Raw genomic sequence first — 17,584 nt, forward strand, 5'->3', positions numbered from 1 at the left:
CGATCCGTCGGAAATCAGTGAACTCACTCCCCTGACCTACTGCCCGCCGTTCGAGGTGGACCCATCGCGTTCTTTCCCTGCGCGCCCCTTCGCGCGATTGGCGGCCACGGCATTGTGGCGCACGATACCGGCGCGTCGGCTCAGACCGGCCGCATGATCAGCGTCTTCAATTCCGTCATCTCCTCCATCGCATACCGCACACCCTCCCGGCCAAAGCCGCTCTCCTTCGTCCCGCCGTACGGCTGGTTGTCGGTGCGGAAGGTCGGTGCCTGATTGATCAACACGCCACCGACGTCGAGCCGGTCGTAGGCCCGCCACGCGCGCTCCAGGTCACGCGTGAACACACCGGCCTGGAGGCCGTAGCGCGACGCGTTGACCAGCTGCAGCGCGTCGTCGAAGGACTCGTAGGACTGCAGGCTGACAATCGGGGCAAACGCCTCCTCCTGGCACACGTCGAACTGCTGGTGGGGCACTTCCAAGATCGTCGCTTCGAGACAGTTCCCCTTCACTCCACCGCCGTGCGCCAGCGTGGCGCCCGCCGCGAGCGCGGCGTCGATCGAACCGCGAACGCGGGCAAGTGCGGCGGGGTTGATCATCGGGCCGACCAGCACGTGCGGGTTGGACGGATCGCCGGACTTGATGCGCTCGCGCACGTACGCAATCAGCTGCTCGCGAAACGCCGCATAGATCGGCGCGTGGACAAAAATGCGCTGCGTGCTGATGCACGACTGGCCCGCATAAGCGAACGCGCCCGTCGCCAGCGTCGCCACCGCGTACTCGAGCGCGGCATCCTCGTGCACGATGGCCGCCGCGTTGCCACCGAGCTCCAACGCGACCCGCCTGCGGCCGCTCGCCGCCTTGATCTTCCACCCGACGGCCGCACTGCCCGTGAACGACACCATCTTCACGCGGTCGTCCTCGAGCGGAACGCCGGCATGCTCGTTGGCGCAGCACACGACGTTCAGCTGGCCCGGCGGCAGGCCGCAGTCCAGGGCCACGCGCGCCAGCAGCAGCGCCGTCAGCGGCGTCTGCGGCGACGGCTTGATCACGATCGTGTTACCCGAGGCGATCGTGGGCGCCACCTTGTGGGCCACGAGATTGAGCGGAAAATTGAACGGCGTGATGCCGTAGATGACGCCCAGCGGGAATCGTCGCGCCAGACCGACGTGGCCGTTGCCAGGGGAAAACGCATCGACGTCGAGCAAATGACCGGGCGTCTCCCGCGCGAGCGCCGCCGCCATCGTGAACGTGCCGACGGCCCGGGAGACTTCGGCATCGGCGAGCGTGACGGGCTTGCCCGCTTCACGCATAATCGTCCGCGTAAACTCCGGCCGCCGCTCTTCGATGGCCGCGGCGATCCGCGTCAGCACTCCGGCCCGCTCGAACGCCGGCTGCCGCCGCGTAGTCGTCTCAAACGCATGCTGGGCCGCATCAATCGCGCGGCGCAGATGCGAAGCATCGCCGAGACACACCTCGGACACGAGGGTGCCGGCTTGCGGCGACATCACCTGCAACACCGACTCGGTTTGCACCCAGTCGGCGCCGATAAGGAAGGGAGATGACATGGGCGGAAAGGTTCGCCGCAGCTGGCTCAGATCGCCGCGGCCAAGGATCTGAAAACAATTCGACTCGACGTTCCGGGCGCAAGCGCCACGTGCGTAAATTCTCCGCACCGGAAAACGTCACGCCTGCACCGCGGCTGGAGCAGCGCGTCGCCGACATGCTGCACCGGTACACTTGGCTTTTGCGCGATCACCGCGCCGGACCCGCCAGCCGCCGGAAAAACCGCCAGCTTACCGCGCCGCCGCGAACGGCGGAAAATCGTCGGTCGAGTCGCCATGATCGGACATCCGTCCGCCCGCGTGCGATCCAGCGGTTTCAGACGCGTCCCGGGCATGAAAACCGGATTCATCCTCGTAGCCGTCGGGGGCCGATCGCAGCGCCTGAATCGTCACGACCGACATGGCCCCGGCGATAATCAGTCCGATGATGAGCGAGGTGATCATGGCGTCCACGGCTGCTGTTCCAAGCTGATCAATCGGTCCGCGGCGTCCGGTCTTTAAGGGAAAGCGGAGGGGAGCGCGGGCGTCCCGCCCGCACTCGCACCCGACCGGCGGGAACTCCGGCGCTTCCGTTGCTTACACCGACGCTGCAGGCGGAACCAGGGGCGCGGGTGTTTCCGTGACGCGGCGCTTCTTGCTGTCCGTAATCCCCGGAATCGGCAGCGGCGGCGTCTCCACGCCCGGCACCTTGCGCTTTCGGTACAGATCGTAGTCCGGGACGATGCGATCGTATTCCTCGTCCATCAGCGGCGACGAAATGATGAAGTCCGCCGTGGCCCGATCGCACGCCGTCGGAATGTTCCACACGACGGCCATGCGCAGCAGCGCCTTCACATCGGGATCGTGCGGTTGTTGTTCGAGCGGATCCCAGAAGAAGATCAGGAAGTCGATTTCGCCGTCGACGATCCGCGCGCCGATCTGCTGGTCACCGCCCAACGGACCGCTCTGCAGCTTGGTGATGCTGAAGTTGAGCTCGCGCTCGAGGAGCAGGCCCGTCGTCCCGGTCGCATACACCCGGTGCTTCGCCAGCAGGTCGCGGTTGAACTTCGCCCACTCCACGAGGTCGCGCTTCATGTTGTCGTGCGCGACCAGCGCGATCTTCTTGTAGACGCCCATGGCAATCTTCTTCGAGCTCATGCCACCCAGACGGAGTGAGCTTCGGGCAAAGGTGAAGCGAAATGATGCGCCCGCAGCCGCAGCCTGATGCGGGCGGTTCGCCCGCGCTCCCCGTCGATCAGCGCATCAACGTCAGCTGGTCATCGATCGCGGCAGCCTGAGCCCGCGCCGTGGCCAGCGGGAGTCCCGCCTTCACGCCGGGACGCATGTGACCGGTCGCCGTGAGCCAGGCATCGCGCATGAGCAGGTGCCGCTGCGCGACGAGCGCGAGGACCTTGGGCCCGTACGGAAAATCCTTCACCATGTCCGCCGCACTCTGCGCGCCATTCACGTCACGCGCGCCGAGATGCCGCAGAATTTCCTGCGCCATGATCCAGTGTCCGGCTTCGCCCGGATGTACGCCGTCCTTCGACAGATAAAACTCCGGGTCCCGCGCGCGACCGCGCTCGAGCGCGCGCTGCATCGGGGCGTGCACGTCGACGACGCTCCACCGCGCGTCCTTGCGCTGACTCACGAGCCAGGCCGCGTAGCGTCCGAGCACAGCGCCATAACCCGGCGGCCGCCCTCCGCGGGCGTCGTCATACACGGGCGGCGTCACATGGATGATCCGCGCGCCGCTCGCTACGACCTGATCGTGGAGCCAGGCGATGCCGTCCTTGAATTTCTGAAACCGCTCGTCCGCAAACGGCAGATAGATTCCGTCGTTCATCCCGTAGCACGCGAACACCAGATCGGGTTTCGTCTGGGCGAGCACGCGGCCGAGGCGCTCGTGGAGATCGGGCCGGGGAAATTTTCCGCCGGCGTGGCCTTCCTCGGACAGGCCCGAAACCGTTTCGCTGGAGAGCCCGACGTTGATGATCTCGAGACTGAGATCCGGATAACGCGTCGCGAAATAGGCGGCGAAGGCGCTGACGTAGTTTCCACCGTAGGTGATGCTGTCACCGACAAAGACCACCCGCCGCACCCCGACAGGGAGCTTAGCGCGTTCCGCCGCGGCCAGCGGGCCCGACACGAGCGTCAGGGCCGCGAGGGCGAACAGCCAGCAACACAACAACCGGGGTAGGACGGAGCGCATGGGGATCGTGGGAATCCAGCCAGCCGTGGACGCCCAAATGATCGAGCTCAATCGAATCACCCGACGCGGCCGGTTCACCGGCCCGGGCGCACGACCTGTACCACGAGCGTGTGACCGCCGAAGGTCACCTGATCGCCGGCGGCGAGCTGCTTGCGCTTGCGCGTTTCGACGATGCCGTTGAGCGAGACGCGGCCCTCGGCGATCGTCTGCTTGGCCTCGCCGCCGCTCGACGCCACGCCGGCGAACTTGAGAAACTGACACAGTTCGATCGGCATTTCACGCACGAGCACCGGGCGGGGTGCACTGTCGGGAGTGGAAGCGGGAGTGGCCATGGCGAAACGCGAGACGGGAACGACCGCAAACGCGAGGGCGGAAATGCCGTGGCGCGCGCGACGCCGCAAGGACGCACGAGCGGCGCAAACGACGTTGCCACCACCCCCGCCTTGACGCAAAAGACCTCCGTGATCGTCAGGCACTCCCTGACGGAAACCGGCGGACCCACCGCGACCGCGAGACCGAACGCAGTCCGGACCGCCGCCCGGCCCCTTTCCAGCTGCAGTCCCCGCAACGCCAGTCCCTCAACGCCCACCCGCCATGCCCAAATATTGGATGATCACGAACCGCAACGCCGAAGACTCCGGTCTCGGCAATGATCGCACCGAAGAGCTCAGCTTCTATACCGCCGAACGCGGCGCGCTCACCAATCTCAAAACCTGGACGCGCCGCACCGCCGCGGAATTCCGGGCGGCGTTGATCGCCGACGTGGAGAAGTTTCCCGTGTTTCCCGAGACCGAGCACGAACGCCAGAAGCACGTCACCGTGTTTGTCCACGGCTACAATAATGTGTGGGAGGAAGCCGCCGCACGTTACAAGCAGATCACCGACGATCTCTACAGCGGTCCCACCGGTCTGGGCATCTGCGTGCTTTTCACGTGGCCGTCGAACGGCAAGACCGCGCAGTACCTCGCGGACCGGGTCGACGCCAGGGCCTCGGGTCCCGCCCTCGCAAAGATTTTCAACACGCTCTTCGAGCATGCCATGCTGATGCAGCAAAAGGCCGCCGACGGCTCGATGCAGTGCAAGGCCAAGGTGAGCGTCATCGCCCACAGCATGGGCAACTGGGTGCTGCAAAACGCGCTTTACTACACCTGGGAGCGTAACAACAAGCCGCTCCTCGTCAGCCTCATCAACCAATGCGTGATGGTTGCGGCCGACGTCGACAACGACCTGTTTTCCGCCGGCGAAATGGTCAGCACCGGCCGGGCCGAGGGCATCGCGAATCTCTGCTACCGCATCACCGCGCTCTATTCGGGACGCGATTCAGTGCTGGGGGTCAGCGCCGGCCTGAAGCACTTCGGCAAACGGCGGCTCGGGCGCTCCGGACTCGAGGACGATCCGACTCCGCCCGACAACGTCTGGGACTTCGACTGCAGCAGTCTTTTCCCCGCCAACGAGCGCAACATTCACAGCGCCTATTTCTTCACCGCCAAAACCCAGCGCGTCATGCGGGCAGTGCTGCAAGGGCACGACCGCTTGATCATCGAGCGCGAGTTCGCCACCTGACGCCCGGCCCCGCGCGCCCTTCCGTGATCGTGAAGGGCGTCGCGCCGCCGGCGGGTTACTGCAGGATCTTGAACATGCTCGTGTAGTCGTCGGTCCAGAGCGGAATCGTGTTCGGCGTGGTCATCGCCGGACTCGCCACGTTCCGGATGGCCGGCCGTTCAAGAAACTCCTTGTTCTTGCTGAGGATCATCCAGGTGGACGCGTACAGCCACCAGCCGCCGTCGTCCTCGTTGTCGCCGCCGTCCTCGTTGTTGATGTGGACGGATTGAAAGCCGAAGGCTTGCGCGGCGTTTTCCACGACGGGCCGCAAATCGAGGTAGCGGTTGGAGATGTTGACCAGGATGGCGCCGTCGGGCTTCAGGTGTCGCACGTAGATCGCAAAGGCCTCCTTGGTGAGCAGGTGCACCGGCACGGCGTCGCTGCTGAAGGCATCCATGATCAGGATATCGAAAGCCTGCGGCGGCTCGTTCTCCATCGAGAGCCGGCCGTCGCCCATCACGAGTTCGATCTTCGCCTGGCTGCGCGCGAGGTAACTGAACGGGTTCGCGGCGATCGCCTCCACCTGCGGGTTGATTTCGTAGATGCGGAAATAGTCACCGGGCTTGCCGTAGGCCGTGACCGTGCCGACGCCCAGCCCAAGCAGGCCGACGCGCTGGTTCTGCTGGCGCGGGAAGTTTCGCATCGCGAGGCCGAGGCCGCTGTTGGGGCTGAAGTAGGACGTGATCATCGGCGCGCGCTGCGGCGACGCGAACTGGATGCCGTGGGTGATCCGTCCGTGCTGGAGCAGATAGTAATGCTCATCCGGGCTCGCCTCCTTGTACTGGAACACCGAGAGCACGCCGTAGAAATTGCGCGCGCTGATCAGCGAGCCGTGCAGCGAGTCGCTGATCTGCACGCCGAGCGCGCCCACCAGCACCACGAGGCCCGCGCCCAGCAGGCCGCACGTGCCGAGGTGGCCGTTGATGGGACGCTCCCGCCAGCGCGGCAGCAGCCAGCGGGCGAGCAGCGCCATGGCGCCCAGGGTGGCAACGAACCAATGCAGACGGATCAGGAGATCCCAGTTCCAACCCAGCGGCGGCGTGACGGTGTAGTCGCGCGTGCGCAGCCACTCGACGCCGGCGACGTAGCCCCGATCGAGGCCGTAAAGCCCGACGACCGCCAGCAGCGCGAACAGGACCCGCCACCGGGCGGGAGTGAGCGCCGCGCGCCCGGACAGCGACACCACCAGCAGCAACGCCACGATCAGCGCGAAGCTCAGATGCGTTTCATAGTAGTTGGTGAACAGCGACGGCGCGATCAGCGCCACAAAGAGTCCGCCCACCGCGCCGCCCGCGGATATCATCAGGTAGAACGACGTCAGGTGCTGCGGATGCGGCTTCAGGTGGTAGAGCTCGCCGTGGCAGATCATGCAGCCGGCGAACAGCACGCCGGAATAGATCACCACCTGGTGGAGGATGTCCATGTCCGCACCCTGAAACAGCGCCACCGTCACGCCGATCAGCGCCGCCACCAGCGCGAGCGTGTAATAGAACCGCGAATACCACCGCGGGCTGTCGAAGCAGATGATGAACGACAGCAGGTAGAGCGCGAGCGGCAGCACCCAGAGGAACGGAATGACCGCCACGTCCTGGCACATCTTGTTCGTCACGGCCAGGAGCAGGATCGAGGCGCACGCCGGCAGGCAGACCCACAGCGCGCGCTGCATGAGCGACGGCTTTTCCGCGTCCGTCGCAGCGCTCGCCGCCGGCTCCGCCCCGGTGGGAGCGTGCCGCCACACCCGCCACGCACACAGGCCGCAGCACAGCGCGTAGAACACGAGACCCCAGGACCAGAACTTCGCCTGCGCGAGCCGCGTGAACTGCGTTTCGAAATAGAACGGGTAGCTGATCAGCGCGAGCAGCGAGCCGACGTTGGAGAGCGCGTAAAGCCGGTAGGGCGACGCCCCGGGCGTCGTGCGCCGGAACCATTCCTGCATCAGCGGACCGGTGGCCGCCAACACGAAGTACGGGAGGCCGAGGCTGACCGCGAGCAGCGCGAGAATGTGCCACGTCGGATCGCCATTCGCGTGCGCCTTCCACGATTCACCGGGCGTGATCGGCAGCGAGGCGAGCGCGGCCGCAAGCAGGACCAGGTGCACGATCGCCTGCGCGCGCGGCTGCAGTTTCTTGCTCAACACGTGGGCGTACGCATAGCCGCCAAGCAGCAGCATCTGGAAAAAGAGCATGCAGGTCGTCCAGACACCGGGACTGCCGCCAAACCAGGGCAGGATGTATTTGCCGATCAACGGCTGGACTTGGAAGAGCAGGAACGCACCGGTGAAGATGGTCAGGGCGAAGGCAGGCATGGAGGGGAAACGGCGTGGGCCGCGGCCATGGGAGAAGGGGAAACGGGCCCGGCTGGCAATCGACAATAAGCCAATTTGGGAGCGCAGACGTCCCGCTTGCTGCAGAAAATTGCAGACGGTACGCCTGCGCTCCCGAAAACCTAGTCGAACACGCGATCCCGCGGATCGATGAAGCTCCAGCAGGCGGCCCCGAGGAGAAACAGGATGCCGATGCCGATCACGGGTGCATTCCAATCATTGAACTGGCGCAGCAAATAGATGACGACCGGCGGACCGAAGACACTGCCGATCTGACCCGCGGTGTTCATGGCCGCGCTGACCACGCCGACGTGCGTGCCGCCGATGTCGAGACACGTGCTCCACGTCGCGCCCAGCGTGAACATCGTCGCCGCCACCGCCAGCGAGATCAGACCCACCGCCACCAGCGGATGCTGCACGAACGCCGCCCCGATCATCGCGAAGCCGGCCACGGTGTTGCCTGCCGCGCTCACGCCCGCGCGACCCCACCGCAGGCCGTAGCGGCGCACGGCCCAGTCCGTGGCCGCGCCGCCGAACAGATCGCCGGCCACGGCGAGGATCAGCGGCAGACCGGACACCAGGCCGAGCGAGATCGAGGAGAAGTGATGTTTTTCCTTCAGGAACGTCGGGAGCCAGGTGATGCAGAAATAAAACGCGCAGCTGTTCGGGATGTAGGCGAGGCAGAGCGGCAGGGTGTTGCGATGGGCGAGCAAGCGGCGCCAGTACTCCCAGCCTTCGTGGCCCGCGGCCACGGGACCCCGGCCCTCGCCGATGATCGCGTTTTCCGCCGCGTTCACCGCGGGGTGCTGGGCAGGATCGTCACGGAAATACCGATACCACACGGCGGCCCAGCCAAAGCCCACCAGGCCGAAGACGATGAACACGGCGCGCCAGCCCAGCCACGCGCTCAGCGCCAGCGCCACCATCGGGGTCAATCCACCTGCGAGGTGCGCGCCGCTGAAAAAGATCCCCTGCACGCGCCCGCGTTGCGCGAGCGGGATCCAGCGTGAAAACGTGCGCGCCACGCACGGCCACGCCCCCGCTTCGCCGATCCCAAACAGAAAGCGGGTCACCACCAGCGAGGTGAAACTGAACGCCGCCGCCGTCGCCATCGTGAACACCGACCACCACAGCACGATGCGGGTCAGCACGCGGCGCGTGCCCATGCGATCGGCCCACCAGGCCGTCGGCACCTCAAAGACGGCGTAGGCCAGGGCAAACGCGCTGTAGACCCAGCTCATCTGCTCCTTGCTGAGCGAGAGATCACGCATGATCTCCGGCGCCAGCGTGGCGATGCACGCGCGATCCAGGTAGGTGATCATCGCGAGCGCCAGCATCAGGCCGACGACCCGGTGGCGGACGCGAGTGGGTGGCGCCACCGCGCCGGCAAGAGTGGAGGTATTCACGCAACGCGGACGGACCGCGGCGTCAGACTGGGACACCGACCGCGGCCGAGTCGAGCCCCCGCGTGAATCGCGTCACGCCGGAATCGATGGAACGCTTCTGCTTCAAGGTTGTAATCCGGGCGTTGGTTTTATTTTCTCCAGCGACCCAGACGACCTTATCCAGGCCGTTTTTTTCCAGCCTCCTTCTCACCGGTCAGCGCGCTTCATCGCTGGCTCCACCCTCGTCAGGTTGCAGTGATCAGAATTCGGTGTGTCGCATCCAGCGCCCCCGGTTCGACGTCAGGATAGGTGTTCGCGGTTCCACGGCGTGATAGCTCCCACCGACCGCACCCAAGTCAATTCCGCCGGTCGGTCTCAGGAACCTGCCAAATCCGTCCGATCGCAAATGATCCCTTTCGTGCCACCACCATGATTTCGCTCCCACCCCTGCCCTGCGGTGCCGCCCTGATGCCTCATGGAGAAAGTTACCTGTGGAACCCCGCCCTGGTCTGGCTGCACGCGCTCTCCGACGGCCTGATCGCCGTGGCTTATTTTTCCATTCCGCTCGCGCTGATCTACTTCGTCCGGCGGCGCCGCGATGTCCCCTTCCCCGGCCTGTTCCTCCTTTTCGGCGCCTTCATCGTGGCCTGTGGCATCACGCACCTGCTGGAGATCTGGACGATCTGGCAACCGCAGCATTATCTGACGGGCGCGTTCAAGGCCCTGACTGCGGTCGTCTCGCTGGTGTCGGCGGTGGCCCTGTTTCGCACCGTGCCGCAGGCGTTGAAGCTGACGGGCCCGGCGGATCTGCAGCGGGTCAACGAGTCGCTCGAGGCCCACGTCCGGGTCAGGACAGCCGATCTCGAGGCGGCCAACGCGCGGTTGCGGCGTGAGGCCAACGATCGCGAACGTGCCGAGGCGGAGGTCACCCGGCTCAACCACCTCCTGCAGCGCCGCGTCAATGAACTCCAGGCCCTTTTCGAGGTCCTGCCCGTCGGGGTCGGCATCGCCGAGGATCGCGAGTGCAAGGTCATTCGCAGCAACAACACCCTCGCGCGCATGCTCGGCCTCTCCCGCGGCGTGAACGCCTCGCTCTCCGCCCCGGCACCCGAGGCACCGTCGAATTTCCGCGTGCTCCACCACGACAAGCCGCTCACGCCAGACTCGCTTCCGATCCAGGTGTGCGCGCGGGAGGACCGGCCGGTGCTCGACTTCGAGGAAACGATCGAACGCAGTGACGGCACGACGCTCGCCGTGCTCGCCAACGCCGTACCGCTGCATGATGCGACGGGACGCGTCACGGGCAGCGTCGCCACGTTCCAGGACGTCACGGCCCTCAAGGCCGCCCTCGCCGCCAGCGCCCGCTATGCGGCGATCGTGGCCTCGTCCGAGGACGCCATCATTGGCAAGACGCTCGATGGCTTCGTGACCGACTGGAATCACGCCGCGGAGAAAATCTTCGGCTACACTGCGGCGGAAATGATCGGGCAGCGCGTCACCCGCCTGCTGCCGGAGGAACGCGTCAGCGAGGAAACCAGCGCCCTCGAGTGCATCCGCCGCAACGAACGCGTGCCGCAATTCGAAACCGTGCGGCTGGGCAGGGACGGGCGCGTGATCGATGTCTCCATCAACATGTCGCCCATTCGCGACGGGGCCGGCCGGGTCGTCGGCGTGGCGGTCTCGGCGCGGGACATCACCGAGCGGAAGCAGGCGGAGCAGCAACGGCGGGAGATCGAACGGAAGATCCAGGAAACCCAGAAGCTGGAAAGTCTCGGCGTCCTCGCCGGCGGCATCGCGCATGACTTCAACAACCTGCTCACCGGCATCCTGGGCAACGCGGCGCTGGCCCGTGACGAACTTTCGCCGACATCGGAAATCCAGCCGTTTCTCAAGCAGATCGACAAATCCTCCCGCCGCGCCGCCGACCTGTGCAAGCAGATGCTCGCCTACTCGGGCCGCGGTCACTTCATCGTGCAGAGCATCGATCTCAATCAACTCATCGCCGAGACGACCAACCTGCTCGGCATCTCGATCAGCAAGACGTGCGTCCTGCGCTTCAACCTGTCGCCGCGCCCGGCCGTCATCACGGCCGACGCCACGCAGATCCGGCAGATCGTGATGAACCTCGTCATCAACGCGTCCGAAGCCATCGGTGAACGCAGCGGCGTGATCGCCCTGGCGACCGGCACCGTGCGCATCGACGAGGACTACCGCCGCACGCTCACGCACGACTCCGGCCTGTCCCCCGGTGACTACGTCTTCCTCGAGGTCAGCGACAACGGCACGGGCATGGATGCCGCGACCCTGGCGCGCATCTTCGATCCGTTCTTCACCACGAAGTTCACCGGCCGCGGTCTCGGGCTCGCGGCGGTGCTTGGCATCGTGCGCGGCCACCAGGGCGCCCTGAAGGTCTACTCCGAACCGGGCCGCGGCACGACCTTCAAGCTCTTCCTGCCCCGCAGCGGGACCGTGCCCGAGGCACCGGCGCCCGGATCGGGCATCGAACTTCCGGATACACGCGGCACCGGTCACGTGCTGGTCGTCGACGACGAAGAGACCGTGCGCACCGTGGCGAGCCGGATGCTCGCCGTCCTGGGCTACACCACCGAATGCGCCAACGACGGCCGCGAGGCCGTCGAGCTTTACCGGGCCGATCCGTCACGCTTCCGCATCGTGCTGCTTGATCTCACCATGCCGCATCTCGACGGCGAGGAGACGTTCCGGCAGCTGCGGCACCTGAATCCCGGTGTCCGGGTGGTGCTGATGAGCGGCTTCAACGAACAGGAGGCCGTCAGCCGGTTCACCGGCAAGGGCCTCGCGGGCTTCGTGCAAAAACCGTTCGATCTCGAGTCGCTGGCCGCCGGCATGCGGGCGGTCGCGCTCGCGAGTTGAACGCCGTCGCGGCTCAGCGTATGTCGCGGCGGAACGAGGCGAGCAACTGCCACGCCCGCCCGGGCTCGAGGGGCGGTGCACGGAGCGGATTACGATAGTTCAGGAAATCGCTGTAGCCCGGCGCGGAGTCCGCGTGCGCGACATTCAACTGCCGGAAGCCCATCGACCAGCCGGCAAACGAACGTGCGGCAATCGCGCCCTGGATCAGCGTGATGCACCCGTAGTGCCGCGGATCGGTCACAATGCGGGCATGCAGGCTTCGCACCGCGGGCTCCGGCCCCTCGAGCGCCTGCATGAAGTTGCCCTCGTGGTAGAGCAGCAGTCCCGTCACGCCGCAGCGCGCATTGTTCGTCCGGCTGTGTTCGAGCAGTGCAAGCAGGTCCGCCTCGGAAAAGGGCGCGACGGCCGAGCTGACATACACCAGGTGGAACAGGGGCGCATCATCGCCCGGGACATGCGGTGAAGGACGCGTGGCGGGGATCGCAGGGGTGGGTTCCACGCCACCATCTTTGCCGGCGGCGACGGCCGACAAAAGAAAATTGCGCGCCGCACCGACCGGGCCCGCTGCAATGAAGTCGGGGCCTGCGGCGAAAGCCCGTTGCCACCACGGCGGAACCCCTCACGCTCCCGGGCGTCCTGCGTCTCCGCCCCGTTTCCATGCGCCTGCTTTTCGTCTCCGATCTCCATTATTCACTGAAGCAATTCGACTGGCTGCTCGCGCATGCGAGCGAATACGACCTCGCGATCATCGGCGGCGACCTGCTGGACCTCAGCTCGCCGCTCGATGCGGATGTGCAGATCGCGATCGTCGAAAAATACCTCGGCCTCCTGCAGAAGAAGGCGCACATGGTGGTGTGCTCGGGCAACCACGACGGCGACAGCCGCAACGCCGCCGATGAATCGGTCGCCGCGTGGATTCGCGCCGCGCGCTCGGATCGCCTGCACGTCGACGGCGAGGGCTTCGACCTGGACGAGACCCGCTTCACCGTGTGTCCGTGGTGGGATGGCCAGACCACCCGCGACGAGCTCGAGGCCTTTCTTCTCGCGGAGTCGAAGCACCGGCGCGATCGCTGGGTGTGGATTTACCACGCCCCGCCCGAGGGCGCCCGGACCAGCTGGGCGGGAAAGAAATTCATTGGCGACGGCGCGCTTCGCACCTGGATCGATCGGTTCCAGCCGGACATCGTCCTGAGCGGACACATCCACAACTCGCCGTTTTACGACGGCGGTTCTTGGATCGATCGCATCAATCGGACGTGGGTCTTCAATCCCGGACGCCAGCTCGGCCCGCAGCCGACCAGCATCACGCTCGATTTGGCCGGGATGACGGCCGAATGGAATTCCGTGGAAGCGCGCTCACTGCGGGACCTCCGGGTCGCGGAGTGTTGATTCGCGCGGCCGCACGCGCTGTCGCGGGTGCCGGTGCATCAGGGTATCGAGGACGTTGTCGACAATCCCCAGGTGATCATGGCCGGCGAACTGGTGCTTCACGTCGACGAGGTACTTGTTCACCGCATCCAGCCGGCGCGCGAGCAGCTCGCACAGGTGCAGACACGCCGCGGGACTTTGCGCGAGAAACTCCCGGGGATTCGTGACTACGTGAAACCGTGACGGCCGCGTGGCCTTCACCGCCGCGGTGTGCGGCAGGCCCAACAGCGCGGAAAGATCGCCGAAGATCGCGCCGGCATCCGTGGCCGTGGCCACGATCACGTCGTCCTTCATCACCTCCACCGCCCCGTCAATCAGCACAAACAGCATTCCCGTGCTGGCTCCCTGGGCGAGGACGGTTTCGCCCGCGGAAAACTCGCGCACGGGATGGTCACGGAGAGCGGAAAGGAACTTGGGCACGACGCCTGACGAGCGGGAATCGTGCCGATCGCAACGTGTCCTATCGCCCCGGGTGCGGCGTCGACCGATCCTCAACCTTGGCCGCGATCCGGGTCCCATTGGGTCCACTCCGGGTCCGAGGCTCCTGCCAAAAACTGACGCGATTGCGCACGAATACGACGGCGGCACCCCGATCAAACGTCCACGTCTCAAACAGGCCGCCCCGCGCCCGGCACCGAATCAGCGGCTGGCCGACGGCTTGCACCACGGCATCGGGCTCGAGTCCTACGCGTACGTCGTTCCACCCGGCCCACCCTGCGGCCGGAGCGATCAGGAGCAGACACCACAGGCGCTTCATGCCGGGATCATCGGCCCACGTCCGCCGGAGCCCTACGCAAGAGTTGACCAAGCCACCGCAGATCCTGTCCGCCGTCACCCCTCCTGGATCAGTCCCGCGGCCCGCGACCCCGGCGCTCCGGCTGCGCGCGGGACCGCGACTGAAACCATCCCAACTTTCGCGCCAGCCGCACCATCGCCACATTCAACACAATCACCCCGGTGGCCACCAGCGACGCGTAAAGCGCGAGATGGCTGAAACGGTTCGGCACGTCAGGATCAACGAAGGGCATGGCCGCGGGAAACGCCATCACGAGACGGCCGCCACGCCGCCCACGCAACGGATCCGGCATGACATCTTGGTCAGAAAACCGCAACGGTGGCTGACTGTGCCGGACCGCGACCGCCCTCGGTTGCATCGATCCAAGGGCGACCGGGGGCGGTCGCGGTCCCATTCAGACCATGCGGACTGCCGCCTCGACCCCTGTACGCCGCGCTGGCACGCTCGGCACCGGCCATGAAAATTATTTCGCTGGTTCTTGCGTGCCTCGGCTCGATTGCCTCGCTGCCCGCGGCGTGGACGGTCACAGCCCCCGGCGGCAACGTGACCCTCACCCTCTCGCTCACCGCGGCGGGCGCACCCCGGTATCAGGTTTCCCACCACGGCAAGCCCGTGGTGCTGGAGTCCGGCCTCGGCTTCGAAGCACGCGATCCCGCCAAACACCTGCTCGACGGCTTCTCGATCGTGACCACCCGCGAGCGCACCTCCGACACGACGTGGACGCCCCCGTATGGGGAGCGCGCCACGATCCGCGATCACTTTCGCGAACGCACCGTCGAGCTCCGCCAGGCAGCGTCTGGAAACCGCCTTACGCTGGTCGTCCGTGCCTACGACGAGGGCGTCGCCCTGCGCTACGAATTTCCCGCCGCCGCCGACGCGCCGCCGCAGGAGTTCACCGCCGAGCGGACGGAGTTTCGTTTTCCCGCCGACGCATTCGGCTACGAGGAGCACGGCACCGAGGGCGAGTACGCGCGCGTGCCCATCGCCGCCATCAAGCGGGAGTGCGAGCGTCCGCTGACAGTGGAGTTCGCCGACGGACGCTTCGCGTGCCTCGTGGAAGCCGCGCTCGAGCGTTATCCACGCATGCTGCTCTCGCCGTCAGCGGCGACGCCAGGAGCATTGGTCAGCGCCCTGTCGGGACCGGCCACGATCCCCGCTTCGGGCGTTTCGCCGTGGCGCGCGCTGATCATAGGGGATCGCGCCGGCGACCTGCTCGAGCGCAACACCCTCGTCGCCAACCTCAATCCTCCGTCCGCCCTCCCCGATACGACGTGGATCAAACCCGGCAAGGCCATCCGCGAGGTCACGCTGTCGACCAAGGGAGGGAAGGCCTGCATCGATTTCGCGGTCGCGCACGGGCTCAGTTACATCCTCTACGACGCCGGCTGGTACGGTCACGAATACGATGACAACGCCGACGCCCGCAGCGTGAACCTCGATCCCAAACGCGTGGGCGGAATCCCGAATCACGACGGACTCGATCTCGCTGAGGTCATCGCGTACGGCCGCGCGCGCGGCATCGGCGTGTTTCTCTATGTGAACCGGCGCGCGCTCGAGCGGCAGAGCGCGGAACTGTTTCCGCTGTACCAAAAGTGGGGCGTCGCCGGAGTGAAGTTCGGCTTCGTGAAAGTCGGGCCGCAGGAATGGACGACGTGGGTCCACGACGCCGTGCGCCAGGCCGCCGCGCACCGGCTGATGGTCGACATCCACGACAATTACCGGCCGACCGGGTTCGCGCGCACGTATCCCAATTTGCTGACGCAGGAAGGTGTCCGCGGGAACGAGCACATGCCGACCGCGACCCACAACACCACGCTGCCCTTCACCCGCTTTCCCGCGGGCCCGGCGGACTACACGATCTGCGTGTTCGATCCGCGCGTCAAAACGACCCGCGCGCACCAGCTCGCCCTGGCCGTGGTCGTGTACAGCCCGCTGCAACTGCTCTATTGGTACGACAAGCCGTCCTCCCATCAGGGCGGGAAGGAACTCGAGTTCTTCGATCGCGTCCCGACAATCTGGGACGACACCCGCGTGATCGACGGCCGGATCGGCGAGTTCGTCACCATCGCGCGGCGCAGCGGCGACGACTGGTACGTCGGCACCCTGACCAACGACACCGCGCGCGAACGCGACATCCCGCTCGGCTTTCTGCCCGCGGAAAAAACATTCTCGGCTCACGTCTACGAAAACGGTGCGACCAAGAACGCTGTCGCCCTGCGTCGCGAAACCGTGACATCCACGTCCGTCCTCAAAGCCAAGCTCCCGGCCGCGGGCGGTCAGGCCGTCTGGCTCACGCCGCTGAAATGAAACGCGGTGCGCTCGAGAATCGGCGTCGATCTCCGGGAAAGGTCAACCGACCCGACTCCTGATCGCCGATTGCGTTGACCCAAACCTCGTCACCCGCGCTCAGCCGCGCCTCACCAGCGCGGTTTCGGAATGATGCGGCCCTTGGCGTTTTCGATGCCGATATGACCGGGCGGAATGGCCACGAGGCGGCCGTCCGGCCCCTCGAGGCTCCCCGAGCCGGCGGGAATCGCGATCATCCGGCCGTCTTTTCCCTGGGCCGCCACATAGCCGGCCGGAATATCAACCAGGCGGCCGTCGCGACCGCGCGCGCGGGTCGCGGCGGACGGCAGGGCATGGGAACGTTGAGGAGCAGATTTTTTGGCGATCATGGCGAGGAGGGTTCAGTAAGGACGCAACGCGGCGAATGCGCCAGACGGATCGACATCCGCTGGCGACGAGGGAATCCGTGGCGGCTCAGACCGTCACCTGGGGAAGCGGCCGGCGCCGGAACCGATAATGTTCCCGCTCCGCCTGCTCGCGGAACTCCGTCTCCGCGGGGGTCTCGGGCGCCGGCAGTTCGTAGCTGATCTTGCGCTCGATGACTTCGCGCAGGGCGATGTCCTCGGGCAGGAGCTTCTCCAGCGACTCGATCAGCGCGCGATTGCCGCGCTTGAGCTGCTTCACGCGGCGCGACACGACGTTAATGAGGATGTTGGGATCATCGATGACCTTGAGGGCCTCCTGGAGGTAATCGTCTCTCATAGCGCGGCGCCGCGAGGCGCGATGAGCGTGACGGCAGTGGGGAGGCGGGTGTTATTCATAAAGTGTTTCCGGGACAGTTCGTCATTCTATAAATGACCTGCATCCGGGACGACCACTATCGCGTTCCCCGCCGCCCCACCCGGGCAACGACTTCCCCGGCCACGCGCTTAGGCCGATGTTAAGTGCCACCGCGCGGCCGATTCGGCCTGCGCGAGCCCCCGCGACACCTCAAAATGCATCCGTCCCGCTCCCGTACCTCGCCCCGCCCTCTGACGAAAGGCTCCCCGCGAAAACCGCCGGGCCCGTTCGCCCTTCACAAGATGACAAACCGTTCCCGGAATCCCGGCAGGGACTGGT

General features: G+C 66.2%; 15 protein-coding genes and 1 pseudogene. 4 read left to right on the forward strand and 12 right to left on the reverse strand.

Annotation, left to right across the window (positions count from 1 at the left end; genetic code table 11):
* Positions 1-140: 140 nt before the first annotated feature.
* The 5 genes and pseudogenes from ACLJEU_RS22730 to ACLJEU_RS22750 all read right to left on the reverse strand — a co-directional run bounded on the left by ACLJEU_RS22730 (position 141) and on the right by ACLJEU_RS22750 (position 4,085).
* A complete protein-coding gene (locus ACLJEU_RS22730; protein ID WP_414662832.1) occupies positions 141-1,565 on the reverse strand; it encodes an aldehyde dehydrogenase family protein in 1,425 nt (474 codons plus the stop codon).
* A gap of 228 nt (positions 1,566-1,793) precedes the next feature.
* A complete protein-coding gene (locus ACLJEU_RS22735; protein WP_414662833.1) occupies positions 1,794-2,006 on the reverse strand; it encodes a hypothetical protein in 213 nt (70 codons plus the stop codon).
* 240 nt (positions 2,007-2,246) lie between these two features.
* Positions 2,247-2,699 (reverse strand): annotated as a pseudogene (locus ACLJEU_RS22740) (methylglyoxal synthase); the annotation flags it as partial.
* 97 nt (positions 2,700-2,796) lie between these two features.
* Entirely contained in the window at positions 2,797-3,753 is a 957-nt protein-coding gene (locus ACLJEU_RS22745; RefSeq protein ID WP_414662834.1) for an SGNH/GDSL hydrolase family protein, read from the reverse strand.
* Positions 3,754-3,827: 74 nt separating this feature from the next.
* Positions 3,828-4,085 (reverse strand): RNA-binding S4 domain-containing protein, encoded by a 258-nt coding sequence (locus ACLJEU_RS22750; protein WP_414662835.1) that lies wholly within the window; start codon positions 4,083-4,085, stop codon positions 3,828-3,830.
* A 262-nt stretch (positions 4,086-4,347) separates the two neighbouring features.
* Between ACLJEU_RS22750 and ACLJEU_RS22755 the strand changes: the two genes are divergently transcribed.
* Entirely contained in the window at positions 4,348-5,316 is a 969-nt protein-coding gene (locus ACLJEU_RS22755) for an alpha/beta hydrolase (RefSeq protein WP_414662836.1), read from the forward strand.
* A 55-nt stretch (positions 5,317-5,371) separates the two neighbouring features.
* Here ACLJEU_RS22755 and ACLJEU_RS22760 read toward each other — a convergent pair whose 3' ends face one another.
* Together ACLJEU_RS22760 and ACLJEU_RS22765 are read right to left on the reverse strand one after the other, a co-directional pair.
* Positions 5,372-7,660, reverse strand: coding sequence for a fused MFS/spermidine synthase (locus tag ACLJEU_RS22760; RefSeq protein WP_414662837.1), 2,289 nt, complete (start codon positions 7,658-7,660; stop codon positions 5,372-5,374).
* A gap of 140 nt (positions 7,661-7,800) precedes the next feature.
* The gene (locus ACLJEU_RS22765; RefSeq protein WP_414662838.1) at positions 7,801-9,084 is read right to left on the reverse strand and encodes an MFS transporter; all 1,284 of its coding nucleotides are present in this window, start codon (positions 9,082-9,084) and stop codon (positions 7,801-7,803) included.
* A gap of 408 nt (positions 9,085-9,492) precedes the next feature.
* Here ACLJEU_RS22765 and ACLJEU_RS22770 point away from each other — a divergent pair, with 408 nt between their 5' ends.
* Positions 9,493-11,955, forward strand: coding sequence for a PAS domain-containing hybrid sensor histidine kinase/response regulator (locus ACLJEU_RS22770; RefSeq protein WP_414662839.1), 2,463 nt, complete (start codon positions 9,493-9,495; stop codon positions 11,953-11,955).
* A 13-nt stretch (positions 11,956-11,968) separates the two neighbouring features.
* On the opposite strand, the gene ACLJEU_RS22775 is transcribed toward ACLJEU_RS22770, so the two are convergent.
* Positions 11,969-12,454 (reverse strand): BLUF domain-containing protein, encoded by a 486-nt coding sequence (locus ACLJEU_RS22775; protein WP_414662840.1) that lies wholly within the window; start codon positions 12,452-12,454, stop codon positions 11,969-11,971.
* 158 nt (positions 12,455-12,612) lie between these two features.
* On the opposite strand from ACLJEU_RS22775, the gene ACLJEU_RS22780 reads away from it, so the two are divergent.
* Complete coding sequence (locus ACLJEU_RS22780) at positions 12,613-13,344, forward strand: metallophosphoesterase family protein (protein WP_414662841.1); 732 nt, start codon at positions 12,613-12,615, stop codon at positions 13,342-13,344.
* On the opposite strand, the gene ACLJEU_RS22785 is transcribed toward ACLJEU_RS22780, so the two are convergent.
* Positions 13,312-13,803 carry a Crp/Fnr family transcriptional regulator gene (locus ACLJEU_RS22785; RefSeq protein ID WP_414662842.1) on the reverse strand — a complete coding sequence of 164 codons (492 nt, stop codon included), beginning with the start codon at positions 13,801-13,803 and terminating at the stop codon, positions 13,312-13,314. The two genes, ACLJEU_RS22780 and ACLJEU_RS22785, sit on opposite strands and share 33 nt — an antisense overlap.
* Before the next feature lie 425 nt (positions 13,804-14,228).
* Positions 14,229-14,411 (reverse strand): hypothetical protein, encoded by a 183-nt coding sequence (locus tag ACLJEU_RS22790; RefSeq protein WP_457795293.1) that lies wholly within the window; start codon positions 14,409-14,411, stop codon positions 14,229-14,231.
* Positions 14,412-14,635: 224 nt separating this feature from the next.
* Here ACLJEU_RS22790 and ACLJEU_RS22795 point away from each other — a divergent pair, with 224 nt between their 5' ends.
* Complete coding sequence (locus ACLJEU_RS22795; RefSeq protein ID WP_414662844.1) at positions 14,636-16,486, forward strand: glycoside hydrolase family 97 protein; 1,851 nt, start codon at positions 14,636-14,638, stop codon at positions 16,484-16,486.
* A gap of 110 nt (positions 16,487-16,596) precedes the next feature.
* On the opposite strand, the gene ACLJEU_RS22800 is transcribed toward ACLJEU_RS22795, so the two are convergent.
* A complete protein-coding gene (locus ACLJEU_RS22800; RefSeq protein WP_414662845.1) occupies positions 16,597-16,854 on the reverse strand; it encodes a hypothetical protein in 258 nt (85 codons plus the stop codon).
* An 85-nt stretch (positions 16,855-16,939) separates the two neighbouring features.
* On the reverse strand, positions 16,940-17,227 hold the full coding sequence (locus tag ACLJEU_RS22805) for a DNA-directed RNA polymerase subunit omega (protein ID WP_414662846.1): 288 nt from the start codon (positions 17,225-17,227) through the stop codon (positions 16,940-16,942).
* Positions 17,228-17,584 lie beyond the last annotated feature (357 nt).

The sequence above is a fragment of the Terrisphaera buseokensis genome (assembly GCF_047521145.2).
Lineage (GTDB): Bacteria > Verrucomicrobiota > Verrucomicrobiia > Opitutales > Opitutaceae > ER46.

Bases quoted from the DNA above. Each gene is read 5' to 3' on its own strand.
- ACLJEU_RS22750 (WP_414662835.1), bottom strand. From the start codon at position 4,085: ATGGCCACTCCCGCTTCCACTCCCGACAGTGCACCCCGCCCGGTGCTC.
- ACLJEU_RS22805 (WP_414662846.1), bottom strand. From the start codon at position 17,227: ATGAGAGACGATTACCTCCAGGAGGCCCTCAAGGTCATCGATGATCCC.
- ACLJEU_RS22755 (WP_414662836.1), top strand. From the start codon at position 4,348: ATGCCCAAATATTGGATGATCACGAACCGCAACGCCGAAGACTCCGGT.
- ACLJEU_RS22790 (WP_457795293.1), bottom strand. From the start codon at position 14,411: ATGCCCTTCGTTGATCCTGACGTGCCGAACCGTTTCAGCCATCTCGCG.
- ACLJEU_RS22735 (WP_414662833.1), bottom strand. From the start codon at position 2,006: ATGATCACCTCGCTCATCATCGGACTGATTATCGCCGGGGCCATGTCG.
- ACLJEU_RS22795 (WP_414662844.1), top strand. From the start codon at position 14,636: ATGAAAATTATTTCGCTGGTTCTTGCGTGCCTCGGCTCGATTGCCTCG.
- ACLJEU_RS22730 (WP_414662832.1), bottom strand. From the start codon at position 1,565: ATGTCATCTCCCTTCCTTATCGGCGCCGACTGGGTGCAAACCGAGTCG.
- ACLJEU_RS22770 (WP_414662839.1), top strand. From the start codon at position 9,493: ATGATTTCGCTCCCACCCCTGCCCTGCGGTGCCGCCCTGATGCCTCAT.
- ACLJEU_RS22760 (WP_414662837.1), bottom strand. From the start codon at position 7,660: ATGCCTGCCTTCGCCCTGACCATCTTCACCGGTGCGTTCCTGCTCTTC.
- ACLJEU_RS22780 (WP_414662841.1), top strand. From the start codon at position 12,613: ATGCGCCTGCTTTTCGTCTCCGATCTCCATTATTCACTGAAGCAATTC.
- ACLJEU_RS22745 (WP_414662834.1), bottom strand. From the start codon at position 3,753: ATGCGCTCCGTCCTACCCCGGTTGTTGTGTTGCTGGCTGTTCGCCCTC.
- ACLJEU_RS22800 (WP_414662845.1), bottom strand. From the start codon at position 16,854: ATGATCGCCAAAAAATCTGCTCCTCAACGTTCCCATGCCCTGCCGTCC.